This is a genomic window from Nocardia araoensis NBRC 100135, assembly GCF_000308435.1.
In the GTDB taxonomy this organism is placed as follows: Bacteria; Actinomycetota; Actinomycetes; order Mycobacteriales; family Mycobacteriaceae; genus Nocardia; species Nocardia araoensis.
Genome location: NZ_BAFR01000164.1, coordinates 59,095 through 68,829, shown reverse-complemented (window position 1 = coordinate 68,829; position 9,735 = coordinate 59,095). Strand labels below are relative to the sequence as shown.

Below are 9,735 nucleotides of genomic sequence, written 5' to 3'. Positions count from 1 at the left end.
GGGAGCGGCCGTCCGGGACTTCCCCTGCCCAGGCCGCTCTGGACAACGTTGTCCAGGTTACCCACCGGTCAGGTCCTTATTCGGTATTTCTGGTTGATCACTGGTTGCCGACGGTGAAACCGATGCTGGAGCGGGCTTTCGGCCGGAGCTTTTCTTGCGACCGCCCTTTCCGCCGCTGTCCGCCCGGATCTCCTGATCCAGGGATTCCGCGTACTCCATTCGGTCCAGAATCTCTTTCAGCTCTTCCAGTTCCCGGCGCAGGTAATCCCGCGTGGCCACTTCGCCCACCGCGATGCGCAGCGATGCGAGTTCACGGGCCAGGAATTCGGTGTCCGCCTTGGTCTGAGCGGCCCGCACCCGGTCTTCCTCCAGTGCGACCCGGTCCCGGTTGTCCTGCCGGTTCTGCGCCAGCAGGATCAGCGGCGCCGCGTAGGCGGCCTGGGTGGAGAACGCCAGGTTCAGCAGGATGAACGGGTACGGATCCCAGCGCAGCGCGACCACGAAGACGTTCAACACGATCCAGACCACCACCACGATCGTCTGGACCGCTAGATACCGGCCGGTCCCCAGGAATCGCGCCACCCGCTCGCTGCTGCGGGCCAAAGCTTCGGCGTCCCACTCCAATCGGAACCGGCTTTCCACCGGCGTCTCCAGCCGCTGGCGGGCCCTGCTGTGACCGAGCCGCACGCCCGGGTCGTTCTCGCTCACGGTGTGTCCTTTCGGGCATGCACGGGGGGCCGCGGGCTCACGCTCCGCCCCGCTCGTCGGTCTCTTCCTGGTCGCGCCAGTCCTCGGGCAGCAGGTGGTCGAGGACATCGTCGACGCTGACCGCGCCGAGCAAATGGTTCTCCTCGTCCACCACCGGTCCGCAGACCAGGTTGTAGGTCGCGAAGTACCGGGTCACCGCGGCCAGGGGCAGTTCGGGGCGCAGCGGCGACAGATCGGTGTCGAGGATGCCGCCCACCAGGTGGGCGGGTGGTTCGCGCAGCAATTGCTGAATGTGTACCGAGCCGAGGTAGCGGCCGGTCGGCGTCGCCGTGGGCGGGCGGACGACGAACACCATGGAGGCCAGCGCCGGGGTGAGGTCCGGGTTGCGCACGCGTGCGAGCGCTTCGGCCACCGTCGTGGACGGGGTCAGGATGACCGGCTTCGGCGTCATCAGACCGCCCGCGCTGTAGGGCGAGTGCTCGAGCAGCCTGCGCACCGGCTCCGACTCCTGCGGGTCCATCAGGGCCAGCAGCGATTCCGCCTCGCCCTCGGGCAGTTCGCCCAGCAGGTCGGCGGCGTCGTCGGGGTCCATCGCCTCCAGCACGTCGGCGGCCCGGCGCACCTCCAAGTGGCCGAGCAGCTCGACCTGCTCGTCGTCGGGCAGTTCCTGCACCACGTCGGCCAGACGCTCGTCGTCCAGCGCGACGGCCACCTCGATCCGCCGTTTCTCCGGCAGCTCGCGCAGCTGCTGCGCCACGTCGGCCGCGCGCATGCCCTCGAACCCTTCGAGCAGTTGTGTGACGTCCTGTCCCGGCCTGCCGATCTCGTAGGGCGTCAGGCCGGAGACTCTGGTCCAGTCCACCACGTGCACCGTGCGCCTGCGGCCGAGCCTGCGGTGCCCGCGTACGGCCACCCGGCTGACCAGCCAGTCCCTGGAACGGGTCTGCTCGATGCCGAGATCGGTCACATGGACGTCCACGCCGGCCAGGTCGGGCAGGTCCGGGTCCTCGACCCGCACCACCGAGTCGACGATCTGCGCCAGGGCGAGCATCTCGCCCGGTCGCTGGGTGAAACGTCGCAGGCTGACCGTTCCGGTGTTCAGCGTGACCACGCCGGGCTCGATCGCGGTGATCCGCAGGATCGGTACGAAAATGCGCCGCCGCGTGGGCAATTCGACGACCAAACCGTGTACGCGGGGCTGCTGGCGGTCGGACCGGACGGCCACGACGACGTCGCGGATCCGGCCGATAGACTCCCCGTCCGGTCCCAGTACCGCCAAACCGGCCAGCCTGGCGACGTACACCCTGGTAGCTGCCATGCTGCCAAGGCTAGATGTTCGCGGGCGGGTGTTCGCATCCCGCCACGATCGACGGGAGTGATCATGAAGCCGCGCCGTTCGGTGCTCGCCTGCCCTGGCAGCAATACGAAGATGATCGAGAAGGCCAAGACGTTGCCCGTCGACGAGGTGTTCCTCGATCTGGAGGACGCGGTCGCCCCGGTCGCGAAGGCCGAGGCGCGGGCGAACATCGTCGCGGCGCTGAACGACTCCGGGTGGGGCACCCAGCTGCGCGTGGTCCGGGTCAACGACTGGACCACCGAATGGACCTACGCCGACGTCATTTCCGTGGTCGAGGGCGCGGGCGCGCGGCTGGACGCGATCCTGCTGCCCAAGGTGACCGACGCGGGCCAGGTGGCCGCGCTGGATCTGCTGCTGACCCAGCTGGAGAAGACCTGCGGCCTGGATGTCGGCCGGATCGGCATCGAGCCGCAGATCGAGAACGCGCTGGGACTACGCAACATCGACGCGATCGCCACCGCCAGTCCCCGGGTGCAGACCCTGGTCTTCGGTCCGGCGGATTTCATGGCCAGCATCAACATGCGCACCCTGGTGGTCGGCGAACAGCCGGAGGGCTACGACACCGGTGACGCCTACCACCACATCCTGATGACCATCCTGCTCGCCGCCCGCGCCCACGGCCTGCAGGCGATCGACGGCCCGTACCTGCAGATCCGGGATGTGGAGGGCTTCCGCCGGGCCGCCGCGCGCACGGCCGCGCTCGGATTCGACGGCAAGTGGGTGCTGCACCCAGGTCAGATCGAGGCGGCGAACGAGATCTTCAGCCCGCGGCAGTCGGACTACGACCGCGCCGAGGAGATCCTGGACGCCTATGCCTTTCACACCTCGGCGGCGGGCGGTGCGCGCGGCGCGGTGATGCTCGGCGACGAGATGATCGACGAGGCCAGTGCCAAGATGGCCCAGGTGATCGCGGAGAAGGGCCGGGCCGCCGGAATGACGCGTACCACGCGTTTCACACCACCGCGGGATGCGTCGGAATAGCAGAATGGAACCATGACGAATCCCTTGGGGAACTCGAGCCGTGCGCGGCAGGCCCTCCCGACGCCTCCGTCGGGCTGGCCGGTCGGCTCCTACCCGACCTACGCCGAGGCGCAGAAGGCGGTCGACTATCTGGCCGACAACCAGTTCCCGGTGCAGGACGTGACCATCGTCGGTGTCGACTTGATGCAGGTCGAGCGGGTGCTCTACCGGCTGACCTGGGGCAAGGTGATCGGCGGCGGCGTGGTGTCGGGCGCCTGGCTCGGCCTGTTCCTCGGTCTGCTGCTGAGCCTGTTCACCACCAGCGGCGCGCTGGGCCCGCTGATCGTCGGCTTGGTCGGCGGCATCATCTTCGGCCTGATCTCGACCTCGATCCCGTACGCGGCGACCAGGGGTCAGCGCGACTTCGCGTCCACCATGCAATTGGTGGCGGGCCGCTACGACGTGCTGTGCGACCCGAAGTCGGCCGAACAGGCACGGGACATGCTCGCCCGGCTGGCGATCTGACGCATGGAAGTGCTGGAGACGGTCCGCACCGAGGTGCTGGGCCATTTCGGCGTGGACGCCGCGAACGTCGACGCCGCGTCGGTCACTTTTCTGGGTTTGGAACCGATCGAGATCCTGCGCATCGTCGAGGGCGATCTGGTGCACTACGTGACACTGGGCGGCAGCAGGCATCCGATGGGCGATCCCACCGCGGTGCACGCCGATCCGGTGCGCGGGCCGCGCGCGGAACTCGTGCTGACGTTGCGGTCGGGTGTCGGCGCCAGCTCGGGCCTGGCCAAGTCGCTCGGCGTGCTGGCGGCGGCGCCGGTCGTGGAAGGCGTTGTGCTGCAAGCGGACGCGCTGCTGGATCTGGGTGAGCCGATGTGGCGGGACGCGCCGTTCACCGCTGTTCTGCTCGGCGACAGCGACATTCCCGAGGTGCCGCTGCCCGACCCGGCCGAGCCGGTGCGGTACTTCGCGGTGACGCCGGTGACCGCGACCGAGGCGGCCTGGGTCCGGGTGCGGGGCGCGCAGGCGTTGCGGGACGCATGGCAGGAGGCCGGCATCGATGTGCGCGACCCGAGGCGCGGCGCCGCCAGCTTGTGACGCTTCGCCCGGCTACAGCCACTTGTTGCGGCGGAAGGTGAAGAACAGGCCGGTGCAGATGGCGAGTATGAGCACCCACACCATCGGATAACCCCAGACCTGGTGCAGTTCGGGCATGTGGTCGAAGTTCATCCCGTAGATGCCTGCGATCATCGTGGGCACGGCCGCGATCGCCACCCAGGCCGAGATCTTGCGCATGTCGGTGTTCTGCTGCACGCCGATCCGGGCCAGCGCGGCGCTGATCAGCGCACTGAGCGCCTCGTCGAAGTCGTTGATCCGCTCGGCCACGGCGGCGTGATGTTCGGCGACATCGCGCAGGTAGCGCCGGACCTCCTTCGGTACCGGCAGATCCGTTTTGCGACTGAGCTGCTCCAGCGGCGCGGCGAGCGGATTCACCGCGCGCCGCAGCTCGACCACCTCGCGTTTGAGCTGGTAGATGGATTCCACCGTCACCTTGCTGCGCGGGGTGAAGATCTCCTCTTCCATCTCGTCGATGTCGTTCTCGACCGACTGGGCCACGTCGATGTAGGAGTCCACGATCCGGTCGGCGATCGCGTGCAGCACCGCGCCCGGTCCGAGGGCCAGCTGCGCGGGTTCCTCCTCCAGCGCCTTGCGCACCTCGGCCAGTCCGGAGTGCTCACCGTGCCGGACGGCGACCACGAAGTCGGGACCGGTGAACACGATGATCTCGCCGGTCTCCACGATCTCGCTGACACTGTTCATCTCGTGCGGGACGTAGCTGACCGTGCGCAACACCAGCAGCAGCGAATCGTCGTAGCGCTCCAGTTTCGGCCGCTGGTGCCGTTGCAGGGCGTCGTCGGTGGCGAGCTGGTGCAGGCCGAACGTCGCGGCGATGTCTTCCATCTGCGTCTGGTCGGGATCGTGCAGGCCCACCCAGACGAACCCGTTCGGCTCCTCGCGGGCTCGCGCGAGCGCGGCCTTGTGGGTGAACCGCCCCGGCAGTCGCTTGCCGTCCACGTACACCGCGCAGTCGACGATCGCCTGTGCCGTGGGAACCGGAATGAACCGCTGCCCGGATGGCGACGGTGTCCGGCCGGAGCCACGAAGCGACGAAAGCGGAGAAAAGGACGGCACGCTGACGATGCTACGTCGCCGTGGGCTGCCGGAACCTCGCCTGCGCGTGCGGGACGACCGCGCAGCACTGTAAGACTTGAAGGCGTGCGCATCGACCTGCATACCCATTCGACCGCGTCGGACGGCACCGATACTCCGGCGGAACTCGTACGGAACGCGGCCGCCGCGGGCTTGGACGTCGTCGCGATCACCGATCACGACACCACGGCCGGATGGGCGGAAGCGGTCGACGCGCTGCCGAAGGGGATGACGCTGGTCCGTGGCATGGAGATGTCGTGCGTCGGCCTGGGGGAGGACGGCTGGCCGGTGCCCGTACATTTGCTGGCCTACCTGTTCGACCCGACCCATCGCGGCTTCGCCGAGGAGCGCGAGCGGCTGCGCGCCGAACGGGTGGAACGGCTGCGCGCCATGGCCGAGCGGATGGCGGCCGACGGATTGCCGATCGATCCCGACGCCGTGCTGGCCTCGGCGGGTCCGTCGGCCGGACGCCCGCATCTGGCCCGCGCGCTGGTCGCCGCGGGCGTGGTGCCGAGCGTGGACGCGGCGTTCGACGAATTGCTCGCCCCGCACGGCCCCTACTACGCCGAGAAGGCCGACACCCCGCTGCGTCGTGCGGTGCAGATGATCGCCACCGCGGGCGGAGTCAGCGTGCTGGCGCACACCAGGGCGCGCAAGCGGGGCAGGCTGCTCGCCATCGACGACATCCGCGAGCTGGCCGCGCTCGGGCTCGGCGGCCTGGAGATCGCGCACCCGGACCACTCCGCGGCCGACCGCGCGCTGCTCACCGATCTCGCCGCGGAACTCGGCCTGCTCACCACCGGTTCGTCGGACTATCACGGCGCCAACAAGACCATCCGGCTCGGCGAGTTCAGCACCGATCCCGCGCAATACGAGAAGTTGGTGGGCAAGGCCTCCGGCGTGCCGGTGATCGCCTCGTGAGACTCGTGCGCGGCCTCAGCGGCATCGTCGCCGGTGGCATCGTGGTGGGCATGCTGGTGGTGGTCGGCGCCGCGATCATCGCGCCGCGGCGCGGCTTCCCCGGTCCCGGCGGCGAATCGGTCGCCTGGCATGTGGCGGTCGCGGTGGTCGCCCTGATGGCGCAGATCTATTCGGACCGGCATCGTGGTTCGGCCGCTTTTGCCGGTTCGATGATCGTTTTTCTGGCTGCTGGACTATTGCTGTGGACGCAATGGTGGAGCTGACCCCCGGGTTTTGGTTGCGGGCCGATGAATTGTGCCCGAACATTTTTCTTTATGACCGAACTCGAGGCGGATGTACTGGTACTCGGCGGTGGTCCCGCCGGTGCCTGGGCGGCCGTCTCGGCCGCCGCGAAGGGCGCCACCGTGGTGCTCGTCGACAAGGCGCGCTGCGGGTCGAGCGGGCCGACGGCGTACGGCGCGATCTCGCTGTGGCACCTCCCGCCCGGCCCGGCGCGAGAGGATGCCGTGCGGCGCGGGCACGCGCACGGCGGCGCGCTGGGTGATCCGGACTTGATGCACCGCGTGCTCGAGGAGAGTCATCAGCGGGTCGAGCAATTGGCCCGGTGGGGTTATCGGATCGCCGGTGACCCGGCGGGTCCGGCCAGGCGGCGCAGTTATCTCGACGGCGCCCGCTACCTGCGGCGAATGCGCCGCGCGGTGCGGGAAGCCGGGGTGCGCGTACTCGATCACCACCCGGCGCTGCAACTGCTGGTGAACCGCGACGGTGCGGTGTGCGGCGCTACCGGACTGCGCTCCCATGACGGGTTCCGGCGCTGGACCGTGCGGGCCGGCGCGGTCGTGGTGGCCACCGGGGGCTGCGCGTTCCTGTCCGGCGCCGCGGGCACCGACGTGGACACCGGCGACGGTCTGCTGCTCGCCGCGGAAGCGGGCGCCGAGTTGTCCGGGATGGAGTTCTCCTGCGCCTACAGCCTGATACCGCCCGGGAAGGCGGAGCCGACCGCGCTGCGGAGTCTCGCCTTGCGGTTCGCCCCGCTCTACGACGAATCCGGGGTGGAGTTGCCCGGGCATCGCGCCGCGGCGCTCGCTGCCATCGCCGATGGTCAGCGGGTGTTCGCCGCCCTGGACGACGTACCGATCGCCCTCCGCTCCGGGCTGGCGCGCCAGGGCTTCGTCGACCGGGCCGAACGGGTGCCGCTGCGGGCCGTGCTGGAGGGCACCGTGCGCGGCACCGGCGGACTGCGCGTCAGCGGGCCGGATTGCGCGACCACCGTCGCGGGCCTGTTCGCCGCGGGTGACGTGGTCAGTCGCGAGCCGATCAGCGGCGCGGTGAGCGGATTCGCCGGACTGAGCGCGGCGTGGGCGATCACCTCCGGCGTCTGGGCCGGCGCGGGCGCGGCGAAGTTCGCCCGGACCGCGGACCGGCGCGCCCCGGCGCGCGAAGTGCCGGGAGCCGGGCTCAATGCCGTGCCGCGGATCGACCCGAGGGCGGTGGTGGGCCTCGTCCAGGAGCACACCTTGCCGTTGCGCCGCAGCTACTGGCGCAGCGCGGGCAGCCTGCGCGACAGCATCGCCGAACTCGACGGCATGTGGCCGGGGGCGGAATTCGACCTCGGCGGCGGCGGCGCCGATCTGCTGCGGGCCCGGCAGGCCGCCGCGTTGCTCGCGGTGGCGCGCTGGACCAAATACAGCGCGCTGACGCGCACCGAGAGCCGCGGCATGCACCGCAGAACCGATCATCCCGGCGCGTCCGACACTTGGCGGACGCGCCTGCGGTCCGGTGGCGTGCGCAGCGTGTGGGTGCGCCCGGACGCGCCGCGGACGATGCCGGAGCAGGCCCGCGATATCGTCGCTTGATCGCGCGTCGCCGGATGGCTCGTACTCACACCGCGGCGGCCCCGAGCGGTGCGATCACTCACCGCGTGCGGCCGCTGAACGGGGAGTTTCCGCTTACCTGAAGGTAATTCCCGCCCCATAACGTTGGGTGATGGAGCGCGACACGGCCCAGAAGGTATCCGGTTTGGCAACTCGGCTACCGGACTGGCAGAATGTGTCGGATTCCTTGCCTCCGCCACCGCCGGGCGAGGGAATCACGGAGGTCTCCGCCTCGCCGACGTACCGTCGCGACCCGCGAGATCGCACCGCATGTTCTGTCCGGGCGCACCCGCTCGGTTCTGCTTCGCGGATCAGTGCCGCGCCCGCCATCGAGATATCGGCAAGTCGTGTTCGCTCACTCGCAGCCGCTCGAAACACGCCGGTCAGCGCACCCGATGAGCGTAGTGAAACGCCTTGTACCAATTACCCGGTGGTAACCGTCCCCCGGTTTAGCCCGACCCGAGCAGGAGTGAAATCGTGTCACCTGTGACTGACGCACCGAATGCCACCGCAAGCCTTTCCGAAATCACCAACGACGAAATTTTCGCGGGACATCTCGGCGGCAAGCTCTCGGTCGAACTAAGTGCGCCGCTGGAGACCCAGCGCGATCTGTCGATCGCCTACACCCCGGGCGTCGCCCAGGTCAGCCGCGCGATCGCGGAGGACGAGGCGCTGGCCAAGCGCTACACCTGGACCGATCGGCTCGTGGTCGTGGTCAGCGACGGCACCGCCGTGCTCGGCCTCGGCGACATCGGCCCCCGCGCCTCCCTGCCGGTGATGGAGGGCAAGGCGGCGCTGTTCAAGAAGTTCGCCGGGCTGGATTCGATCCCGATCGTGTTGGACACCAAGGACGTCGACGCGATCGTCGAGACGCTGATCCGCCTGCGGCCGAGCTTCGGCGCGGTGAACCTGGAGGACATCTCCGCGCCGCGCTGCTTCGAGATCGAGAAGCGCGTCATCGAGGCGCTCGACTGCCCGGTGATGCACGACGACCAGCACGGCACCGCCATCGTGGTGCTCGCGGCGCTCAACGGCGCCGCCAAGGTGCAGGGCCGCGGCATCGAGGGTCTGAAGGTCGTGGTGTCCGGCGCCGGCGCCGCCGGTGTCGCGTGCACGAACATCCTGCTGGCCGCCGGGGTCCGTGACGTCACCGTGCTCGATTCGAAGGGCATCGTCGACCGCGAGCGCGGCGACCTCAACGAGGTGAAGGCCGAGCTGGCCACCCGCACCAACCCGCGCGGCCTCGTCGGCGGCGCGGCGGAGGCGCTGGCCGGCGCCGACGTGTTCCTCGGCCTGTCCGCCGGTCTGATCGCCGAGGAGCTCATCGCGTCGATGGCGCCGGAGGCGATCGTGTTCGCCATGTCCAACCCGGACCCGGAGATCCACCCGGAGGTGGCGCGCAAGTACGCCGCGATCGTGGCCACCGGCCGCAGCGATTTCCCGAACCAGATCAACAACGTGCTCGCGTTCCCCGGCGTCTTCAAGGGCGCGCTGGACGCGGGCGCCCGGCGGATCACCGAGGGCATGAAGATCGCCGCCGCCGACGCCATCCTCAGCGTCGTCGCCGACGAACTGGGCCCGGACAAGATCGTGCCGAGCCCGCTGGACCCGCGGGTCGCTCCGGCCGTCGCCGAAGCGGTCGCCGCCGCCGCCCGCGCCGAGGGCGTCGCGTAACGCAGCCGCACGTCAGAC

General features: G+C 69.7%; 10 protein-coding genes. 7 read left to right on the top strand and 3 right to left on the bottom strand.

Features of this window, described 5'->3' with window-relative positions; translation table 11 throughout:
- Positions 1 to 57 precede the first annotated feature (57 nt).
- Positions 58 to 708 carry a DUF1003 domain-containing protein gene (locus tag ON21_RS22765; RefSeq protein ID WP_373281144.1) on the bottom strand — a complete coding sequence of 217 codons (651 nt, stop codon included), beginning with the start codon at positions 706 to 708 and terminating at the stop codon, positions 58 to 60.
- A 37-nt stretch (positions 709 to 745) separates the two neighbouring features.
- On the bottom strand, positions 746 to 2,026 hold the full coding sequence (locus ON21_RS22760) for a magnesium transporter MgtE N-terminal domain-containing protein (RefSeq protein ID WP_039800518.1): 1,281 nt from the start codon (positions 2,024 to 2,026) through the stop codon (positions 746 to 748).
- Positions 2,027 to 2,089: 63 nt separating this feature from the next.
- On the opposite strand from ON21_RS22760, the gene ON21_RS22755 reads away from it, so the two are divergent.
- Genes ON21_RS22755 through ON21_RS22745 form a run of 3 tightly spaced genes read left to right on the top strand, consistent with a single transcriptional unit; the run spans position 2,090 to position 4,135 of the window.
- Positions 2,090 to 3,046, top strand: a complete 957-nt coding sequence (locus ON21_RS22755; RefSeq protein WP_039800542.1) for an HpcH/HpaI aldolase/citrate lyase family protein — start codon at positions 2,090 to 2,092, stop codon at positions 3,044 to 3,046.
- 12 nt (positions 3,047 to 3,058) lie between these two features.
- The gene (locus tag ON21_RS22750; RefSeq protein WP_039800517.1) at positions 3,059 to 3,550 is read left to right on the top strand and encodes a YflT domain-containing protein; all 492 of its coding nucleotides are present in this window, start codon (positions 3,059 to 3,061) and stop codon (positions 3,548 to 3,550) included.
- A 3-nt stretch (positions 3,551 to 3,553) separates the two neighbouring features.
- The gene (locus ON21_RS22745) at positions 3,554 to 4,135 is read left to right on the top strand and encodes a suppressor of fused domain protein (protein ID WP_083880811.1); all 582 of its coding nucleotides are present in this window, start codon (positions 3,554 to 3,556) and stop codon (positions 4,133 to 4,135) included.
- Positions 4,136 to 4,147: 12 nt separating this feature from the next.
- Here ON21_RS22745 and ON21_RS22740 read toward each other — a convergent pair whose 3' ends face one another.
- Positions 4,148 to 5,239 carry a magnesium and cobalt transport protein CorA gene (locus ON21_RS22740; protein WP_039800538.1) on the bottom strand — a complete coding sequence of 364 codons (1,092 nt, stop codon included), beginning with the start codon at positions 5,237 to 5,239 and terminating at the stop codon, positions 4,148 to 4,150.
- 75 nt (positions 5,240 to 5,314) lie between these two features.
- Here ON21_RS22740 and ON21_RS22735 point away from each other — a divergent pair, with 75 nt between their 5' ends.
- From ON21_RS22735 to ON21_RS22720, 4 genes are all read left to right on the top strand, one after another.
- Positions 5,315 to 6,169: a PHP domain-containing protein gene (locus ON21_RS22735; protein WP_039800515.1), complete on the top strand. Its 855-nt coding sequence runs from the start codon at positions 5,315 to 5,317 to the stop codon at positions 6,167 to 6,169.
- Positions 6,170 to 6,174: 5 nt separating this feature from the next.
- Complete coding sequence (locus ON21_RS22730; protein ID WP_306307710.1) at positions 6,175 to 6,432, top strand: hypothetical protein; 258 nt, start codon at positions 6,175 to 6,177, stop codon at positions 6,430 to 6,432.
- A 51-nt stretch (positions 6,433 to 6,483) separates the two neighbouring features.
- Positions 6,484 to 8,025, top strand: coding sequence for an FAD-dependent oxidoreductase (locus tag ON21_RS22725; protein ID WP_051021228.1), 1,542 nt, complete (start codon positions 6,484 to 6,486; stop codon positions 8,023 to 8,025).
- Between the two features lie 495 nt (positions 8,026 to 8,520).
- Positions 8,521 to 9,717 (top strand): NAD(P)-dependent malic enzyme, encoded by a 1,197-nt coding sequence (locus tag ON21_RS22720; protein WP_039800513.1) that lies wholly within the window; start codon positions 8,521 to 8,523, stop codon positions 9,715 to 9,717.
- Positions 9,718 to 9,735: the final 18 nt, after the last annotated feature.

Coding starts and splice junctions, on each gene's coding strand:
- ON21_RS22725 (WP_051021228.1), top strand. CDS start 6,484: ATGACCGAACTCGAGGCGGATGTACTGGTACTCGGCGGTGGTCCCGCC.
- ON21_RS22760 (WP_039800518.1), bottom strand. CDS start 2,026: ATGGCAGCTACCAGGGTGTACGTCGCCAGGCTGGCCGGTTTGGCGGTA.
- ON21_RS22755 (WP_039800542.1), top strand. CDS start 2,090: ATGAAGCCGCGCCGTTCGGTGCTCGCCTGCCCTGGCAGCAATACGAAG.
- ON21_RS22745 (WP_083880811.1), top strand. CDS start 3,554: ATGGAAGTGCTGGAGACGGTCCGCACCGAGGTGCTGGGCCATTTCGGC.
- ON21_RS22750 (WP_039800517.1), top strand. CDS start 3,059: ATGACGAATCCCTTGGGGAACTCGAGCCGTGCGCGGCAGGCCCTCCCG.